General features: G+C 64.1%; 18 protein-coding genes, 2 pseudogenes and 1 riboswitch. Of the genes and pseudogenes, 8 read left to right on the top strand and 12 right to left on the bottom strand.

All coding sequences use genetic code 11. From position 1 onward, the window contains the following. Window positions 1-6: 6 nt before the first annotated feature. The 6 genes and pseudogenes from AC4BCK_RS09270 to AC4BCK_RS09245 all read right to left on the bottom strand — a co-directional run bounded on the left by AC4BCK_RS09270 (window position 7) and on the right by AC4BCK_RS09245 (window position 3,766). On the bottom strand, window positions 7-780 hold the full coding sequence (locus AC4BCK_RS09270) for a mechanosensitive ion channel family protein (protein ID WP_306971445.1): 774 nt from the start codon (window positions 778-780) through the stop codon (window positions 7-9). A 105-nt stretch (window positions 781-885) separates the two neighbouring features. Next, a pseudogene (locus AC4BCK_RS09265) lies at window positions 886-1,479 on the bottom strand (cation efflux transmembrane domain-containing protein); the annotation flags it as partial. Continuing rightward, window positions 1,476-1,802 (bottom strand): ArsR/SmtB family transcription factor, encoded by a 327-nt coding sequence (locus AC4BCK_RS09260; protein WP_306971443.1) that lies wholly within the window; start codon window positions 1,800-1,802, stop codon window positions 1,476-1,478. The pseudogene AC4BCK_RS09265 and the gene AC4BCK_RS09260, both read right to left, overlap by 4 nt. Window positions 1,803-1,845: 43 nt before the next feature. After that, window positions 1,846-2,124: a hypothetical protein gene (locus AC4BCK_RS09255; RefSeq protein WP_306971442.1), complete on the bottom strand. Its 279-nt coding sequence runs from the start codon at window positions 2,122-2,124 to the stop codon at window positions 1,846-1,848. Between the two features lie 168 nt (window positions 2,125-2,292). After that, entirely contained in the window at window positions 2,293-2,640 is a 348-nt protein-coding gene (locus AC4BCK_RS09250; protein WP_306971441.1) for a hypothetical protein, read from the bottom strand. Between the two features lie 340 nt (window positions 2,641-2,980). Next, complete coding sequence (locus tag AC4BCK_RS09245; protein ID WP_306971440.1) at window positions 2,981-3,766, bottom strand: NlpC/P60 family protein; 786 nt, start codon at window positions 3,764-3,766, stop codon at window positions 2,981-2,983. A gap of 3 nt (window positions 3,767-3,769) precedes the next feature. After that, window positions 3,770-3,963: riboswitch (cyclic di-AMP (ydaO/yuaA leader) on the bottom strand. Window positions 3,964-4,646: 683 nt separating this feature from the next. On the opposite strand from AC4BCK_RS09245, the pseudogene AC4BCK_RS09240 reads away from it, so the two are divergent. The 4 genes and pseudogenes from AC4BCK_RS09240 to AC4BCK_RS09225 all read left to right on the top strand — a co-directional run. Continuing rightward, window positions 4,647-4,901: pseudogene (locus tag AC4BCK_RS09240) on the top strand (heavy metal translocating P-type ATPase); the annotation flags it as partial. Window positions 4,902-5,616: 715 nt separating this feature from the next. Continuing rightward, window positions 5,617-6,255, top strand: a complete 639-nt coding sequence (locus tag AC4BCK_RS09235) for a DUF305 domain-containing protein (RefSeq protein WP_306971439.1) — start codon at window positions 5,617-5,619, stop codon at window positions 6,253-6,255. 99 nt (window positions 6,256-6,354) lie between these two features. Continuing rightward, a complete protein-coding gene (locus AC4BCK_RS09230; protein WP_490566844.1) occupies window positions 6,355-7,224 on the top strand; it encodes a F510_1955 family glycosylhydrolase in 870 nt (289 codons plus the stop codon). Window positions 7,225-7,294: 70 nt separating this feature from the next. Continuing rightward, window positions 7,295-7,783 (top strand): hypothetical protein, encoded by a 489-nt coding sequence (locus tag AC4BCK_RS09225; protein WP_306971437.1) that lies wholly within the window; start codon window positions 7,295-7,297, stop codon window positions 7,781-7,783. A 128-nt stretch (window positions 7,784-7,911) separates the two neighbouring features. Here AC4BCK_RS09225 and AC4BCK_RS09220 read toward each other — a convergent pair whose 3' ends face one another. The 3 genes from AC4BCK_RS09220 to AC4BCK_RS09210 are packed head-to-tail and all read right to left on the bottom strand — an operon-like array spanning window position 7,912 to window position 9,532. After that, window positions 7,912-8,079, bottom strand: a complete 168-nt coding sequence (locus AC4BCK_RS09220; RefSeq protein ID WP_490566843.1) for a hypothetical protein — start codon at window positions 8,077-8,079, stop codon at window positions 7,912-7,914. A 60-nt stretch (window positions 8,080-8,139) separates the two neighbouring features. Next, on the bottom strand, window positions 8,140-8,289 hold the full coding sequence (locus AC4BCK_RS09215; RefSeq protein WP_306971436.1) for a hypothetical protein: 150 nt from the start codon (window positions 8,287-8,289) through the stop codon (window positions 8,140-8,142). Further along, a complete protein-coding gene (locus AC4BCK_RS09210; RefSeq protein WP_306971435.1) occupies window positions 8,249-9,532 on the bottom strand; it encodes an MFS transporter in 1,284 nt (427 codons plus the stop codon). Before AC4BCK_RS09210 ends, AC4BCK_RS09215 begins: the two co-directional genes overlap by 41 nt. Before the next feature lie 204 nt (window positions 9,533-9,736). Between AC4BCK_RS09210 and AC4BCK_RS09205 the strand changes: the two genes are divergently transcribed. Together AC4BCK_RS09205 and AC4BCK_RS09200 are read left to right on the top strand one after the other, a co-directional pair. Further along, window positions 9,737-10,180, top strand: coding sequence for a peptidase (locus AC4BCK_RS09205; protein ID WP_306971434.1), 444 nt, complete (start codon window positions 9,737-9,739; stop codon window positions 10,178-10,180). Window positions 10,181-10,247: 67 nt separating this feature from the next. Next, window positions 10,248-10,538 carry an antibiotic biosynthesis monooxygenase family protein gene (locus tag AC4BCK_RS09200; protein WP_306971433.1) on the top strand — a complete coding sequence of 97 codons (291 nt, stop codon included), beginning with the start codon at window positions 10,248-10,250 and terminating at the stop codon, window positions 10,536-10,538. Between the two features lie 394 nt (window positions 10,539-10,932). Here the strand turns inward: AC4BCK_RS09200 and AC4BCK_RS09195 are convergent, their stop codons facing one another. From AC4BCK_RS09195 to AC4BCK_RS09185, 3 genes are all read right to left on the bottom strand, one after another. Continuing rightward, window positions 10,933-12,459, bottom strand: coding sequence for an LCP family protein (locus tag AC4BCK_RS09195; RefSeq protein WP_306971432.1), 1,527 nt, complete (start codon window positions 12,457-12,459; stop codon window positions 10,933-10,935). Between the two features lie 555 nt (window positions 12,460-13,014). Then, window positions 13,015-13,422 (bottom strand): four-helix bundle copper-binding protein, encoded by a 408-nt coding sequence (locus AC4BCK_RS09190; RefSeq protein WP_490566842.1) that lies wholly within the window; start codon window positions 13,420-13,422, stop codon window positions 13,015-13,017. Window positions 13,423-13,493: 71 nt separating this feature from the next. Further along, window positions 13,494-13,973, bottom strand: coding sequence for a hypothetical protein (locus AC4BCK_RS09185; RefSeq protein WP_306971429.1), 480 nt, complete (start codon window positions 13,971-13,973; stop codon window positions 13,494-13,496). Between the two features lie 268 nt (window positions 13,974-14,241). On the opposite strand from AC4BCK_RS09185, the gene AC4BCK_RS09180 reads away from it, so the two are divergent. Continuing rightward, window positions 14,242-15,603, top strand: coding sequence for a hemolysin family protein (locus AC4BCK_RS09180; RefSeq protein ID WP_306971428.1), 1,362 nt, complete (start codon window positions 14,242-14,244; stop codon window positions 15,601-15,603). After that, entirely contained in the window at window positions 15,596-16,636 is a 1,041-nt protein-coding gene (locus AC4BCK_RS09175) for a hemolysin family protein (RefSeq protein WP_306971427.1), read from the top strand. Before AC4BCK_RS09180 ends, AC4BCK_RS09175 begins: the two co-directional genes overlap by 8 nt. The last annotated feature ends 81 nt before the right edge of the window (window positions 16,637-16,717 follow it).

The raw sequence follows: 16,717 nt of genomic DNA, 5'->3' as shown, positions 1-16,717 counted from the left end.
CGGCTGCTAGAGGCCTTCCCCGGCCCTTACATGGGGTCGCCGCGATCGCCGCTGCCGGGGTTGTCCTCGTGGGTCTCGTGAACGAAGACGGTCCGCGGCTGGTCCAGGTCGATGTCCGCGTCTCGAAATGCTTGCAGTGCCGCCGGGAGGGCGCGGTCCAGGGCAGCGGTTCGCGATGCGCGGTCGGATCTGGACCACAGGCGGGCCCTCGATTTCGAGAGCTCCCTCCCTAGCGCCCCTCAGGACGACATCGGGGGGAGGTGCACCTTCGGCGTTGAGCGGCGTTAGTGCCTGTGTGACGGTGGTGCGAATCAGGTCGGGGTTGGCGTGCGGATCGACGAGAAGGCGGAAGGTGAGTCGTACGGTCGGGTAGTGCGTCTGCACGACCAACGCGCCCGTGTAGACGTGCGCGTTGGGAATGAGCACGCGTTCGCCGTCAGTGGTACGCAGCAGGGTTTCGCGCACGGTGATGCCCTCCACCGTCCCCTCGTAGCCGGCCACTTTGATCTGGTCCCCCGACTTGAACGGGTCCCGCAGCAGCAGCAGGAACCCCGCGAGCAGGTTCTCCAGAACGTCTTTGAAGGCGAATCCCACGGCGACGGAGACCACACCGAGACTCGCGAGCACGTCCACCACCCGCACTGATGGAAACACCAAAGTGATGGGTACCAGCACGACGAACACGGCCACGGACAGGCTGTACAGGGCGGTGAACACCCTGGTCCGCGAGGGCCGTTCTTGCTTCTGCAAGCGCCGCTGCACGAAGGGCCGCAAGAGCATTCCGATCCCGGCAATCACTGACGCGACGAGAACGGCCGCTACCGCGCGGACTGCCAGATCCGCACCCCGCGCGAGGATGTCGTCCATGATTTGTGACCACGACGCGGCGATCAGGGCGATCAGCAGGCCGGCAGAGTCTGTGAACATGTGGCCGGCGTCGGCCCACCACCAGCCCAGGGTGCTGTTCAGGACCAGGCCCACCAGCAGAACCGCTGAAAGGTAGGTGCACAACAGCGTCTGTTTCGAGTCGGCGACGGCGGTGCGGGACCCGAGTTCCCGGCCCGCGCGGCGCTGCGCCCAGGACAGGACAGGCATGATCGCAAGGCTCAGGGCTGCGATGATGATGCCGGGCGTCGAGTGCCGGGCCTCGCCTCCGCCGGTCAGGGACCGGACCGCGTCCACGGCCACGAACGCGGCGAGGGCGAAGAAGGAGATGGCGATGATCCGCAGGGTCAGGTGCTCACGCCGTTCGGGGTCCTTGGCCGAGAACTGCCAGGACAGGGCCAGGGCGGAGGTCACCTCGATCACCGAATCCAGCCCGAACCCGATCAGAGCTGAGGAATCGGAGACTCCACCGGCCCAGAGCGCGACCACGGCCTCGATGACGTTGTAGGTGATGGTCGCTGCCGCGAACAACCGGATCCTCCGCGACAGGACAGCCCGCCGCTGCTGGTTCGGAATCTGCAGCACGGCTGTCACGCGAAGCACTCCCCGTCCGCGGCGCAGCACGACGGATCCACTGCCAGGACAATACCGAGCAGGTCCTTGATGGCGTGGCCCAGACGGGCATCCGCAAGTTCGTACCGGGTTCGCCTGCCGTCAGGGACGGCTACAACCAGGCCGCAGCCGCGCAGACACGTCAGGTGGTTGGACATGCTCTGCCGGGACACACCCAGGGAGTCCGCAAGATCCGAGGGGTAGGCCGGAGCATCGGAGAGGGTCAACAGGATCCGGGCGCGTGTCGGGTCGGAGACCGCGTAACCGAAGCGGGCCAGCACCGGCGCCTGCATGAGCGTTTGCACGAATCCAAAGTACAGCTATCGCTGTATTCAAGCAATCTTGTACTCAAGAATCAGCGATGCGCAGGCGGTGCGTCCCCTGGCCGGGCTGCGTGGTGGTGTCTTCACGGAGCTGCTCGCTGTAGCGGAGGCGGCGGATCCGGCGCGTCATCGAGACCATGAGGGTCACGACGGCGATGACCATAAACGCGGTCATGACAAACCCCAGCAATCCCGGCGTCACCATGTTCTGGGTAAGGCCTGGCCTCAGTCCGTTCGTTTCAGGGCTCGGCGGAGGTGTCGTGGTCAGCGAAACATATCCTTCGCTGGTCCAGACGGTTGGCATCAGGTTCATTCTTCCTCGCTCGATAAGGGGTGGTCCGGCGTAACTGAATGTCATTCGATGGCCCTGGTGGCGGATCCCGCTAACCGGCAAATTGGTGCTGCTGTTGGCGATGCGGCTCGTTCGCCACGCATCTGACGCCTTTTTCTTGGACGTCGGCAGGCGGTGTGGTCAGGCGCTTGCGGCTTGAAGCCTGCCCGATTTGACCCGGGCCACGGTACTGGCCAGGACAGCCGCCGCCATCATGGCGAAGGCGGCGATGCCGACGGAAAAAAACACCGAAGATGCTTTCGAAACCGGAACCACGGCGTCCGCAGCGACCATGATGGTCAGCCAGTAAGCAATCGTGGCCGCAATCCAGGCCACGCCGGCGGCAGTTGTCAGGCGTGGCCACCGCGTGAACCATGCCTTGCCGTTCCCGTGAGATAGAGCGACACTCACTGCCACAATGCCGGCCACGGCGATGATCTGGATGCCGAAGAGGAAGGGCCCCGCTACCAGGCCGATCGGAATGCACAAGCCTCCGATGAGCACGAGTCGACGCGCTCCGAGGGGCATACCATGTGGACGAACAGGGTCACCACCAGGCTGAGGAACAGCGGCAGAGTTCTGGCTTGGAGTGTTGGCGTTCATGTATCCCTTTTAAAAAGCGGCCGCTGAGGAAAAGCAAGGCTCGGCGCGATGGCCGGGCTGCTACAGCTGGCGCTCAGCGCATCCGACGTTACAGCACTTAGTGAATCCTCCATGCTCTGGGGGATGGGTCCAACATCCGGGCTGCGGATTTGACCCGGCCGGGATACGCCGAAGGCCGGTGATTCATTGCCCCCAAGGCATTGAATCACCGGCCTTCAGCGGTTTTTTATTTGCCTGGGCGGACGAAGGTGACGGCACCCTTGGAGGTCATCCAGGTCAGGGGGTGGACGGCTGTTTCGTTCTTTCCGTTGAGGCCGGAGCTGAGGACCTGGCCGTTGCCGACGTAGATGCCTACGTGGCCGGGCTGCATGACCATGTCACCGGGCTGCGGATCGGAGACAACGGTGCCGTAGTTCATGAACTGCATCGGGCCGAGGTCGCCCACGGGGATCCCTGCAGCATTGAGCGCGTTCTCGACCAGTCGTGTGCAGTCCTGGATCATGCCGATCTGGGCGTAGGCGGAGGAGACCATGGTGGCGTTGATCCCGCCGGCTGCCGGTGCTGCAACAGGAGCGGCAGCAGCAGGGGTAACGGTGATCTGGGCCTTGGCCGGGGCAGCAGCAGCTGCCTTCGCAACAACAGGCGCCGCGGCAACGGCGGCCTTGGGGGCCTCAACGGGCTTGGGTGCTTCCACCACAGGCGCTGCGGTTGTCTTCACGACAGGACGCTCGAAGGTGATCTGGACTGTAGCGTCCGCGCTGAGCGGGGTTTGTACCTGGCTGGCGACTTCCAGGTTTGTTGCCGATGCCGGCTCCGCTTCACGCTGGGTTGGGGCGTCTGCTGCCTGGGCGGCAATACCGCTGGTCAGCACGAGGCCGGAAGCGGCTGCAATGACGGCGGCCTGGCGGCCCACACCGCCGACGTTGTCAGCGACGGACTTTGTCAGGACTGCGAAGGCGTTCGTGTGGACGGGGACCGCGCGACGGCGGCCGTGAACTTTGCGAATGGGCATGAAAGGGCCTCTCCCACTGCCTGCGAGGTTAGCTGTCGGATTCGGATGGGAGACACCCGGCCGTGGTGATGCACGAATGCACCAGGCACGGCTTCACCCCAAGGTCTGCCGGAAGCAGGCCAATATGGGTTCCCCGTCTCTGCCGGACGAATTTGCGAACGGATCCCGGGCAGCGGCAGAGTTAGGCAAGTCTGCGAGGGAATGCCGCCTTCGGAGAAACCGGCACGGCTTTAGACCCTACGTCACAGCAGCCCCACTTGTCACATTTGCATAACGGACCGGGCGGCATGTTCTTACTTTGCACTTGCCGATATACCCCCAGGGGGTTTATTCGAGGTGTTGTCCGTAAAGTGGTATGTCCCACCGCGCCGCCTTTCACAGCCGTTCAACCCCAGCGCCCATCGCCTTCATCTTCATTTTCATTTTCATTTTCAAGGAATGGAAACTGACATGCGTGGAACTGAAACCGCTGAACCGCCCCCCGTCTCAGCCGCTACTTGTTGCAGCTGCTGCCCAACCCAAGCCTCTTCCGGATAAGCCACGGCTGCCGGCGCCAGTAACGCCGAATTCGCAGTGGAGGGTCTGACCTGCGAACATTGCGTGCAGACCGTCCGGAAGGCCGTGTCCCCGCCCTTGAGGGTGTGGAATCGGCCTCTTTTGACCTCGTTCCGGGGCGGCCGTTCCCGACTGATTGTCGGCAGCAAGCCGACAGTTCCGCTGTGCCTGAGGCTGTCACCTGCGCCGGCTACACACTCATCGGCAACTAACTTCTCCAGCCTCCCGCGCAGCGAACCTTCCGGGATGAGGCGGAGTCTCCTCTCAAGGAGGAACCATGGAAGACCACACCCAGCCTCACGGCGGCGGCCACGACGGCCACCACCAGGCCCGCGGTCTGAAGGTAGCCATGGTCGGTGACGGAGTGAACGGCTCACCGGCACTTGCCCGGGCCGAGGCCGACATCGCGATCGGCGCCGGCACAGACGTCGCCATGGAATCCGCTGGAGTAGTGCTGGCCGGCAACGATCCCCGGGCTGTGCTGTCGATGGTGGATCTCTCCCGGGCCAGCTACTGGAAGATGTGGCAGAACCTGATCTGGGCCACCGGCTACAACGTCGTGTCCGTGCCGCTGGCAGCCTCCCAGATACGTTGGACAAGAGGCTGTGACCGGCAAGTAAAGCTCCTGCCGGTAGGCTTAGACCCTGTACAACCTGCACGGAAGGGAGGAACTGTTGTGACCGCATTATCGCGTGGACCTTTCCCCGCGTTCCTCCTGCGTGCAGGCTTCCTGACGGTGGCCCTGGCCATCATTGCCGGTATTTTCGGCATGCACATCATGACTGGGGCGCACCACATGAGCGCCGCGCACACGATGCCGGCAGCAGCCGCCGGATCGTCCATGGGCGTGCAGGGAAACCCGGCCGGGCAAGTTCATGCAACGGGGGCGTCCCCGGACGGGACGGCCGTTACCCAGGCAGCACCTGAGTCGCCGTCGTCCTGCGCCCCTGCAGGTTCCTGCCCTGAAATGTCTGCCGGGGTCAGTGTCTGCGTGCTGGCCCCGGGAAACACCACACTGACCGCCCCTGCCCCCGGAACGGCGCCCTACGCCTTGCCGGAGTTCGGGGTGGGGGCCGCAGCCAACATCAACTATTCCTACTCACCGGACAGCCCCTCTCCCGGTGACCTCTGTATCAGCCGGACGTAAACCGGCACTGACGGCGCCGTGTCCTGCCCGCAGCGCATACTCTCCAGCCACTTCGGCATGCATCAAGACAGGCCCTTCCGGGCCGCCTCCACGTGCAGTCCAAAGGCGCGCCCATGCGCCGCTGATACTTTTGAGGACCCTGATTTTCATGAAAAAGACCCTGGCCATTTCCGCTGCCGCTATCGCAGCAGTAATCGCCCTCGCCGGATGTTCCGCCGGCTCTGATGCCGGAAGTCCGGCAACCAGCATGCCCGGCATGAATCACGGCAGCTCGGCGATGCCATCGACGTCAGCCCCGGCGACCACGGCCGCAGCTTCGGTGGACTTCAACGATGCGGACACCATGTTCGCGCAGATGATGATCCCGCACCACACCCAGGCTGTGGCCATGAGCGACATCATGCTCAAGAAGGAAGGCATCCCCGCCGCCGTGAGGGACCTGGCCACCAAGATCAAGGCAGCCCAGGGGCCGGAGATCGAGAAGATGACCGGCTGGCTTCAAAGCTGGGGACAGCCCACGCAGATGCCCGCTGACATGCCCTCGGCACACAGCATGGAGGGCATGATGGGCGAGGACGACATGGCAAAGCTTGAGGCCGCCCAGGGCACCGAGGCCGCGAAGCTGTTCCTGACCCAGATGATCGCCCACCACGAGGGCGCCGTCATGATGGCCAAGACCGAAACAACTGACGGCAAGAACGCTGACGCGGTCCAGCTCAGCAAGGACATCGTCAGCTCACAGGAAGCTGAAATCCAGGAAATGAAAGACCTGCTGGCCGCCCTGTAGCCAGCACATCAGCACGGCGCCGGCCCTGCCCCCGTGGGGCCGGCGCCTTCCCCCCTCATTTCCCGGACCACTTTGGAGTTCCCCGTGCCCCTGTGTTTTATGACCCGAGGACGTTTCGCCGTTGGATTCTCCGCGGCCGCCGTCCTTGTAATGACCCTGTCCGCCTGTTCCTCCGGCTCACCGGTTGCGACCGCACCGTCCACCGCGGGCGCCGGCCTTCCCAGCTCCCATGTCCACGGCCTGAGCGTGAACAGCCAAACGGATCAGGTCCTGCTGGCCACCCATGAAGGCCTCTTCGACGTCACCAAGCCCAAGTCCTCCGCCACCCAGATCGGTGAGACCAACGACCTGATGGGATTCACCGCTGCCGCTGATCAAGGTGTCTTCTATGCTTCCGGGCACCCTGGCCCCGGCTCGGACATGCCCAACCCCATGGGCCTGATCCGCTCCGTGGACGGCGGAAAAACGTGGGAGCAGCTGTCCCGCCAAGGCGAATCGGACTTCCACGCCCTTGCCACCGCCAAGTCCGGGATCATTGCTTACGACGGGACACTTCAGACCAGCCCCGACGGGAAAACCTGGTCCCCGGCCACCGCCGATTTTGTACCGGCCGTTCTCGCTGGCAATCCCGAAACCGACACTGTTCTCGCCACCACCCGCGACGGGCTCCAGCGCTCCACCGACGGCGGAAAAACCTGGGCACTGAACACAGAGGCCCCCATCGTTCAGTTCGTTGCGTTCGCCAGCGGCACCGAAATCTTCGGCGTCGAACCCGACGGTGCCGTCCACTATTCAACAGACGCCGGAAGCACCTGGACCCGCACGGGCTCGATCAAAGGACAGGTCCAGGCAATCACCGCGGTGAAAAAAACTGAAGGCAAACCAGCGATCTGGGCCGCCACCACTGAAGGGCTCGTCGTCTCCACTGACGGCGGCAATATCTTCCGTACCCCGCCTACTGCCCGATGAACACTGCCGGGCTGATCGCCTTCACGTGCGTTACGTGCGGGCTGATCATGGCAAGGTAGGCAGCTGACTGATGGAGCAGCAGGAGAAGGTCTGGTTCGTGGATCCAGCCACGCTGCGGGACGTGGTCGTGGACCGGGAGGCAATGGAAGCCCGCCTGGAAGACTGCACGGACCTGGAACGTGTCTGGGTTCTGTCCCTTCTGGGACGGGGTGATGAAGCAGTCAGCGAAGCCCAGCAACTGCTGGCCGACTCCACGGACCCGTTCCGGGCCCTGCTCGTTCTCGCTTACGCCTACCAACGGCTGTATCGCTGGCGGGACGCCGCCCAGATGCAGGAACGGGCACTGCGCGCCGCACGCACGAAGTTCAGGGAAGCCCAAGTCCGCCATCAGATCGGGCGCCGACTTTTTGATGAGTGCCTATACCTCGCTGCCGCCGCCGAGTTTGAATGGGCCGCTGACCTGTTCAAAGCGGCCGGACGTCCCCGCGCAGCCCTCACCTCTTACAGGGCGAAAGAACGGGCACTAAAGGTCCACCGGCAAAGCCGGCTCCCGGACTAGAAGGGCAGTTACCTGCCAGGATGAGCACAGCCATTGGCGCATAAAGGCAACGATGAGGCCGAAAGGAGGCGGACAGTATTCAGACCCGGGCACTACAAACAAATCATGCGGCGTCCGGAACATCTGGATTAGTCGTGGGTTGGTTCGCCGGTAAGCCGGTGGTCGGCGTGGTTGAAGGTTTCGCGGATCAGCCTGATGAGGTGCCCGTCGTGCAGCGAGTAGATGACATGCCGGCCGTCCTTGCGGGTATCGACCAGGCCGCTGAGCCGCAGTTTGGCCAGGTGCTGGCTGACCACGGTCCGTGGGGCCGTGGACGCGGCGGTGAGTTCGGTGACGGTCTTGGGCCCGTCGGCGAGCTACCACAAGAGGTGCAGGCGGGTGGGTTCGGCGAGCAGCCGCAGGGTTCCGGCGGCTGCTTCGAGCAGCTGCGGGCCCGGGGCGACGCGATGGACGAGCGACGGCTTCTCAGGCGCGGGTCTGAGGCCGTGGTCCGGCTGACTGCTCATCACCCTGCTCCAAACTCTCAGCGGGTCCGGCTCCGGCGGTGCGCCGGGGCCAGGACAGGAATGCTCCTGCAGCCCCTATCATCGCAAGAAGTGTCAAGGCCAGCGCGGCCGGACCCAGCCCGACTGCCGCCCCGGCGATCCCGGCCAGCGGGTAGCTGATGATGTAGCAGGCGTGTGAGAGAGAGAACTGGGCCGTGAATACATAAGGCCGGGTCTCCTCGGTCGAAGCCTCCCGCAGCAGCCGCGACGACGGCGTCAGGATGGTCGAATTCCCGGCGCCGAGCAGGAACCACAACCCCAGCAGCCACCACCAGGTCGCAGCGCCGGCGGGCAGGAACAGCAGGGCCGTTGCTCCGGCCAGGGCCGCCGGGATGAGGGCGGCGCCGGTGAGCATTACCGCCCGGTCCCCGAGGCGTTCCAGCAGCCGGGAAGCGCCCAGGGCCACCAGCATGGAGCCGATGCCGAAGCATGCCAGGGCCAGGGCCAGGTCGGTGGCCGGGCGGTGCAGGACGTCGCGGACCACTACGACGCTGTTGACCAGCACGAGCGCGGTCGGGGCGGAGACGACCAGGTTCAGGGCCAGCAGGGACCGCAGCCGAGGGGTCCGCCAGAAGATCCGGGCGCCGAGCGTGGTGCGGTGCCACAACGACGACGGCTCTCCAGCCTGTGTCCCGGTGGCTGGCAGCGTGGTGATGATGACCATGAACGCGGAGAACAGGAAACCGCCGACCGTGCCCAGGAACAGCTTGTTGTAGCTGAGCACCCCCAGCAGCAGAGCGGCGATGGCCGGGGACGCCAGGGCTTCCAGGTCATAGGCCAGCCGGGACAGCGACAGCGCCCGCGTGTAATCCCTCTCCTGCTTCAGCACGGCAGGGATCAGGGACTGGAACGCCGGAGTAAAGGTTGCCGAGGCGGACTGCAGCAGGAAGATCACCACATAGATCTGCCACGCCTCGGTGATGAACGGCAGGCACAACGCCATGCCCGCCCGGATCAGGTCCGCACCGATCAGCACCGGTTTCTTCGGCAAACGTGCCACCAGCGCGTTGATCACCGGCGCCAACCCTACATAGGCGAGCATCTTGACCGTCAACGCCGTGCCCATCACCGCCCCGGCATCCTTGCCTGCCAGGTCAAAGGCCAGCAACCCCAGCGCGACCGTTAGCAAACCCGTGCCCAGCAGCGCGATCACCTGCGCGGCAAACAACCGCCTGTACGTCACATCACGCAGAACCGACAACATCCCGACGCCCTCCAAGTGCATACGTGCACGTATATGCACGCAATAAGGGTATCGTTGAATCACCGCTTTCGGAACCTGATGGAAGGCTTGTGATGATCACCCTTTTGGACCTCCGCATCTTTGGCTATGGCTGTTAGGGGTAAAAAAGCTGCCGGTGTGGCTGCGCCAGTCGACGTGCCTGGGCAGCCGGAAGGTACCGGGAGCGTGCCATCGGGACTCACTGTTGCTGAGGTGCCCGGCCATGGACGGTTCTTTCTCACCGATGCGGCCCTGGAAATGATCGGGGTGTTCGGCGGCACGCTGCACTGCTACTTGGGTCCCGGCGGATGCCGGAAGCAGGGCCTGTACTTCTCAAGGACGCTGCCGCGTAAGCCGCTACGGTGCGAATTGCGGCCTGCAGCGCCGGAGCACAGTGGTCCCGCCCCTCTGGGCCCGGGGGTGAATATCAGCGTCAGCACCGATCTCGCGCCCAGGCTGGACGGAGCAGTCCTGGACTTCGGGCTCTATAACAAGATGCAGCGTTTTGTCTGGGCATCACTTCCGGCCGTGAAAGGACCGCAATGCACCTGCCTCCGCTCCACCGGGGTCCCCGCCGGCAAGCGTTCCCCGTGCCTTGATGACGCAGGAACCGGCCTGTCGGACCTCTAGTAAGAGTCTGCTGATTCGGCAGAAGAAGCGCCCCCGGCGCTGATCCAACCCACATCCAAGGAAGACCATGTCTGGTGTGCAGATTAACGCCATTCACGTCCCCGAAGGCAAGGGCCCCGAGCTCGAGCATCGATTCTCCGGCCGGGCGCACGCCGTGGACGGACAGCCCGGATTCGAAGGCTTCCAGCTGCACCGCCCCGTCAAGGGCTATGACCGCTATGTGTTGTCAGCACGTGGTCAACCGAAGAGGACTACCCAGAACTGGCGGAACGGCAAGGCCGGCGAACACGACGGCGGCGGCAGCTCACCGGTGGCAACGGGCGCGGACCTCCTCGAATTTGAAGTCGTCGAATTCTGACCTACGCACATTCTCTACCCCCTGACGGCGGCCCCTCCCTGGAAATGGCCTCCATCCCCTTTTGATCGGGAAACCCCTCACCTTTCGGAATCCGGAGCGCGTTAGCATCCTCCTCGAACACCGGCCTCACGAAGCTCGTGCGGGATTGCATTCATCGGCCGCCCGAAGCTGTCCTGGATTGGTCCAGCACAACCACCAGGTTCGAGGTCGATTGTCGTGGGCGTCCGCCTACGGGGCTCGGCGCCCCGGATCGAGGAATTGTTGGTTGGCTCGGGTGTTCATCTCGCCCACCGCCAGCACCGGCCCGTCCTAGGCGTGGGGCCCGGCAGCCATGCAGCACTGAATGTTGGCTGATTGCTGCACCGTGTGGGGAAGTACCTTCCCGGCCGGTTGGTTAACCAAAGGGGTTAGTCTCCTGACAGGTTTGTTGTTCAGCTGTTTGGCTGACGTGGTCTGTCAGTGACGGTGGCTCTACGGCCGGCTTTGTCCCGAAGGCGAAGTCGGTGCCGGCATGGACTTGGACGCCCGGGACCCCGGCGGGCTGCACCCGTGTTGCCGGAAGCCCGAACATGGCGGCGATGTCGGCCGCCACGTCGTTGAAACCGGTGCCGTGATAGACCATGGTCTGCTCCGTCACCTGGGCTTGGAAGCCGCTGATGTTGGTGTATCCGTCGCCGGTGAGGATGTTCTGAACATCTTCTGCCCGGCCGGGGACCGCGGTGCCGTTTGCTACGGTTACGGGTTGCAGAGCCTTGTCGTAGGCAGGTTCCGGTTGCGTGTCAGTGGACTCATCCGCGGTGGGATCCTTGTCCGGGGCGGGCTCGGTCAGGTCGGCGCTTTTGCGCAGGGCGGCAAAAAGGTTCGTGGCTGCGGGCTCGTCGAAATCCAGCCGGTTTGGATCAGCGGCAGGGACGGTCGGGGCGGTGATGAAGTTGACCCTTCCCGGGTCGATGGTTTTGAGCCTGCCGACGATGGTCAGCAGCGCCGGGACCGAGGCGAGTTCTTCATCGACGGTCAGGTTTTTTGTTACGGCGTCGGCGATGCCGAGCATCCTCTGAGGCTTGCCCAGGGTCCCTTCGGTCTTGAGTTTGCGGGTCAGGGAGCCGAGGAACGCTTGCTGGGCCTTAATTCTTCCCAGGTCCCCGCCGTCGGCAAAGGCGTGGCGGGTCCGCAGGAATGCAAGCGCCTGCTTTCCTTTGACCGTCGACGTCCCTTCGGGCAGGCGCAGCCCGGAGCCGGGGTCGGAGACAGCATCGCTGACGCACACCTCGACCCCGCCCACGGCGTTGGAGAGTTCCCTGACGGCGTTGAAGTCCGCCATCATGAAGTGGTCGATCTCCAGGTCGGTGAGGTTGTTCACGGTGTCAATGGCGCAGCCGATGCCGGCCTGCGCCATGGCGCTGTTGATCATTGCCCCCGGGCGCGCCTCATACTTTTGGCCGGTTTCGGCGTCGGTACAGGCAGGAACGTCTACCAGCAGGTCACGGGGAAAGCTGACGACGTTGACGTTTTTATTGTCTGCGGAGATGTCCAGCAGCATCATGACATCAGATTGCCCGTAACCGGAGGACTGGTCCGCGGTGCCGAATCCGCTGTTGTCTCCATCCCTGGTATCTGTGCCGAGGACGAGGATCTGCAGGCGGTCCGTACGGTCATTAACCGGTCCTTCGGACCTGTGCCCGCCGGCTCCGAGCGAGGACGCGGTGATGTTGGATTGGAGCCGCGACGCCCAGTACCCGCCGAAAACCAGGACAGCGACCAATACCGCCGCAGCGACGGCGCCGCCGATCCTGACCCAGCGCGGTGCCCGGCGGTAACCGAACCGCCGGGCTGAAGCGGAAACAAGCTTCCCCTGGCCGGGATATCGAACCGGCGCGGACGGACCCGGATCCGGGTTTGAGGCATCATGCTGGCTGAGCAAAGGGAAACTACCTTTTCGCAGGGAACGAGGACTGCCCCATGATACGCATCCCGTAGGAGTACCCCCTGCGGGATGCCGAGTGCGGTTGGGGTGCCACCGGACCGTGAAGGGGCAACGGGCTGACTTCAGAGAGCGCCGTCAGCCCTTTACATACGACCCGTTCGCTGCAATCTCCCGCGTGCACTACAGGTCACACGAGGGGATGGGGGGCATATAACGATCGGCCGCTCGACTGAGTGCTCATCCCTTTGCACCTGGCCGTTGGAGCCAGGCCGGGGTCAGCTGCGTGGTAGATCGAAAGTGAACCCGCAGGCGCACCGGTACATGAGTTGGCCGTCATCCTCGTCCTCATTTGCCTGCCCTTCGGCTGTCAGCACCGGATGTGCCTTGACCAGTGTCATTGCCTGTCCGCAGTGGATGTGCGCCGCCAGCATCCGACTCAATTGCGGATCCTCTGTGGGTGCCTCTTGTGATGTGCTCGTGGGATGCACCCTGAGCTGTGCACGACGAGCCGCGCGGGAAAACTGTGTATGTCCCATCAGAATCGCCCCCGTCTCAGCTCAGCGAGGCGAGGAGGTCAGCGCAGGCCTGCTCGCAGCGCCTGCAGGCCTCGGCACAGATTGCACAGTGGCGGTGCATGGACGCGTGCTGGCTGCATTTGTCGGCGCAGGCCCTGCAGGCGGTGCCACATGCTTCCAGCACCGCTTGGGTGATACCGGCGTTATAGTCACCGTAGCGGGAGAGGATCTTTCCGGTGGCCGCACAGATGTTGACGCAGTCAAGGTTGGTGCGGATACATTTGGTGAGCTCGGTAACCATCTCTTCATGCAGGCAGGCGTCAGCGCACGCGGCGCAGGTTTGCGCGCACTCAAAGCACGTCTGGATGCACTCCACGAGCTTGGCCTTGTCGATGCCCCCCACGTCCTTGGGGTGGGCCTCCAGCATGGACTGTACGTGTGTCATTGGGTTCTCTTTCCGGGTCTATACAGCAGGTTGTGATGGCAAAACAGCGAACGTCTCTATGTCCTGCTGCCCTATGTCCTGCTGATCGACAGATCGACCACCGTCAGTGCCGGCAATTCCGGCTCTAAGGGATCAATGCTGGAAAGGATCCCGTTGCCGGGCTGGTGCTGGGTCAAGGACGGCGGGTCCACCACCCCGGTGCGCACTGGTACCGGTTCGCCGCGGGGGGCCCGGCGCCGTTCACTGCCGTCCTTCTCCAGCTCCTTGGGCTCAACGAACTCGCCAACCTCGTGGACGACGCGGATTGCTTGCAAAGCCGGCGGTGGCGTGTCTGGGGGGCTTGCCGTGATTTCCGCCCGTGGTTTTGTTTCGACGGCTTGTTCGCCCTCGGGCTGGACCGGTCCGTGAGCGGGAACGAGGGCATACCGGCTGCCCTTGGTGTAGGAGGCTGCCCCTGCGAGAAGCAGTGCCAGCAGGAGCCACACGAAAACGCTTCGCAGCGGAACCGGGCGGCGAAGCACTTTTGGTGAAGACCAGCTCAGAGCGGCCATCCCCACGTCCTGGTGGAAACCATCCCACCAGCCTAGCTTCAGATGTCCATACGGGCGATCACACCTGTATTACTTTTAGGCCCTGGCCCCTCTTCCGTTAGCACGGGCTTGGGTCCCGGTTCCGCAGTCTTGCCCTGCTTCTCCTCGTGCCTGGGACAGGACGTCCCGGTTAGAATGGTTGGCATCATGGATGACCCTCCCTCACATATGCCCTTGCCCCTTGACCTTTTGACCGGTTTACCGGCCAACGCGGGAAAGGGGCGCCCAAATGTATGAATGGATCATGATCGGGGTCGGCCTGATCCTCACCGTTGGCACGGGTTTGTTCGTGGCCTCCGAGTTCGCGCTGGTGAATCTGGACCGTAACGATCTGGAAGCCCGTCAGGCCCGCGGCGAGAAACGCCTCGGTCCGACCATCAAGGCTCTGAAAATTACGTCAACGCACCTTTCGAGTGCGCAGCTGGGCATCACCCTGACCACCCTGCTGACCGGCTACACCTTCGAACCGGCGATCAGCTCGCTGCTGCGCGGCCCGATGCTTGCTGCCGGGCTCCCCGAAGCTGTTGTTCCCGGCGTCGGCGCGGTAGTGGGTATCTTCATCGCCACGGTTTTTTCGATGGTGATCGGCGAATTGGTGCCCAAGAACTTTGCCCTGGCGCTCCCGCTGGCCACGGCCAAGGTCGTCATTCCGTTCCAGGCCCTGTTCACTGCCGTGTTCAAACCCGTCATCTTGCTGTTCAACAACACCGCCAACAAGATCATCAGGTCCTTCGGGATCGAGCCGAAAGAAGAGCTCTCCGGCGCCCGCAGCGCCGAGGAACTCAGCTCCCTGGTCCGCCGGTCCGCCCTGGAAGGGGTCCTGGACCTTGACCACGCCGCCCTGCTGCACCGCACGCTCCGGTTCTCGGACCACAGCGCAGCGGATGTGATGACCCCGCGCGTGCGGATGACCGCCGTCGGCTCCGATGACACCGCCGAGGAAATCGTCACCCTGGCGACCTCTACCGGTTACTCCCGTTTCCCGGTCATTGGCCGGGACCGGGACGAGGTCCTGGGCGTCGTGCACGTCAAACAGGCCTTCGCATTGCCCATGGACCAGCGGGTGAGCGGGACGGCTTCTGATTTGATGATCGAACCGCTCCGGGTACCCGAGTCCATGGGCGTCGACACGCTCCTGGTCCTGCTCCGCAAGCAGGGGCTGCAGGTCGCCATCGTCTCGGACGAGCACGGCGGAACCGCCGGGATCGTCACCCTGGAGGACCTCGTTGAGGAGATCGTCGGAGAGCTCGAGGATGAACATGACCGCGCCCGGGTCGGGGTGGTCCGCACCGGCCGCTCCATCACCTTTGACGCTTCCCTCCGCCCGGACGAACTCCTGGACCGGACCGGCATCAGCGTCCCTGACGGCGAGGAGTACGACACCGTGGCGGGGTTCGTCACGGACCAGCTGGACCGGATCCCGGAACTGGGCGACGAGGTTGAAATCGACGGTGGAACGCTCCGGGTCGAACGTGTGGTCGGGACCCATGTGGAGCGGCTGCGGTTCACCCCGGATCCGTCCGCCGAGCCGCCGAAGACCGTCCATGACCGCATCATCGATGACCTGACGCAGGAGCTGACCCATGAGTGAATACCTTCCCGGCATCATCTGGCTGGTGGTGCTCCTGGCGGTCAACGCCTTCTTCGTCGGCGCAGAATTTGCCGTCATTTCGGCACGCCGCTCCCAGATTGAGCCCAAGGCAGAGGCCGGCAGCAAGGCCGCCAAGACCACGCTGTGGGCCATGGAGCACGCCACACTCATGCTGGCCACCAGCCAGCTGGGCATCACCGTCTGTTCCCTGGTGATCCTGAACGTCTCCGAACCCGCCATCCACCACCTGCTGGAAATCCCGCTGGGCCTGACGTCCCTCTCCTACGAGGCAATCAGCATCATTGCCTTCATCACGGCGCTGCTGCTAGTTACCTTCCTGCACGTGGTGCTTGGTGAGATGGTCCCCAAGAACATCTCCTTCTCCGTTCCCACGCGGGCAGCCCTGATCCTGGCCCCGCCGCTGGTCATGGTCTCCCGCGTGGTCAAGCCGGTGATCTGGACGCTGAACGGCATTGCCAACTCCATCCTGCGCCTGTTCAAGGTGGAGCCGAAGGACGAGGCCACCAGCGCCTACACGCTGGATGAGGTGGCCAACATCGTGGAGCAGTCCACCCGCGACGGCATGCTGACCGACACCACCGGAACCCTGAGCGCGGCGTTCGAATTCACGGCCAAGACCGTGGCGGACGTTGAGGTGCCGATCTCCGAGATGGTGCTCCTGCCGGAGTCCGCCACGCCGGCGGACATCCAGCAGGCCGTGGCCGGGCACGGGTTCTCCCGCTACATCCTCACCGACGACGACGGCGTCCCGTCAGGCTACCTGCACCTGAAGGACGTCATGGACCTCACGGAACCGGAGAAGTTCAGTCAGCCGGTGCCGGCGAAACGGATCCGCCGCCTCGCCTCGGCGTTCGGCGGCAGCGAGCTTGAGGACGCGCTGGCCACGATGCGCCGCACCGGCACCCATGTCGCCCGGGTCTTCGACGCCGAGGGCACCACCACCGGGGTTCTGTTCCTTGAGGACATCATTGAAGAGCTCGTCGGCGAAGTCCAAGACGCCACGAGCACCTGATCCCGGAATCGGGCCGCCTGACCGGACGATGAGAAGCATGAAGGGTGCGGCTCCTGCGGGAGCCGCACCCTTCATTTGTTG

This window comes from Pseudarthrobacter sp. As-47 (assembly GCF_058215595.1).
Note: the sequence above shows the minus strand (reverse complement) of the source record. Positions and strands in the feature narration are given on the sequence as shown.

Excerpts from the sequence above, each read along its gene's own strand:
- AC4BCK_RS09270 (WP_306971445.1), bottom strand. The coding sequence starts at position 780 with ATGCTCTTGCGGCCCTTCGTGCAGCGGCGCTTGCAGAAGCAAGAACGG.
- AC4BCK_RS09255 (WP_306971442.1), bottom strand. The coding sequence starts at position 2,124 with ATGCCAACCGTCTGGACCAGCGAAGGATATGTTTCGCTGACCACGACA.
- AC4BCK_RS09245 (WP_306971440.1), bottom strand. The coding sequence starts at position 3,766 with ATGCCCATTCGCAAAGTTCACGGCCGCCGTCGCGCGGTCCCCGTCCAC.
- AC4BCK_RS09235 (WP_306971439.1), top strand. The coding sequence starts at position 5,617 with ATGAAAAAGACCCTGGCCATTTCCGCTGCCGCTATCGCAGCAGTAATC.
- AC4BCK_RS09230 (WP_490566844.1), top strand. The coding sequence starts at position 6,355 with ATGACCCGAGGACGTTTCGCCGTTGGATTCTCCGCGGCCGCCGTCCTT.
- AC4BCK_RS09225 (WP_306971437.1), top strand. The coding sequence starts at position 7,295 with ATGGAGCAGCAGGAGAAGGTCTGGTTCGTGGATCCAGCCACGCTGCGG.
- AC4BCK_RS09215 (WP_306971436.1), bottom strand. The coding sequence starts at position 8,289 with ATGAGCAGTCAGCCGGACCACGGCCTCAGACCCGCGCCTGAGAAGCCG.
- AC4BCK_RS09210 (WP_306971435.1), bottom strand. The coding sequence starts at position 9,532 with ATGTTGTCGGTTCTGCGTGATGTGACGTACAGGCGGTTGTTTGCCGCG.
- AC4BCK_RS09200 (WP_306971433.1), top strand. The coding sequence starts at position 10,248 with ATGTCTGGTGTGCAGATTAACGCCATTCACGTCCCCGAAGGCAAGGGC.
- AC4BCK_RS09190 (WP_490566842.1), bottom strand. The coding sequence starts at position 13,422 with ATGACACACGTACAGTCCATGCTGGAGGCCCACCCCAAGGACGTGGGG.
- AC4BCK_RS09185 (WP_306971429.1), bottom strand. The coding sequence starts at position 13,973 with ATGGCCGCTCTGAGCTGGTCTTCACCAAAAGTGCTTCGCCGCCCGGTT.
- AC4BCK_RS09180 (WP_306971428.1), top strand. The coding sequence starts at position 14,242 with ATGTATGAATGGATCATGATCGGGGTCGGCCTGATCCTCACCGTTGGC.
- AC4BCK_RS09175 (WP_306971427.1), top strand. The coding sequence starts at position 15,596 with ATGAGTGAATACCTTCCCGGCATCATCTGGCTGGTGGTGCTCCTGGCG.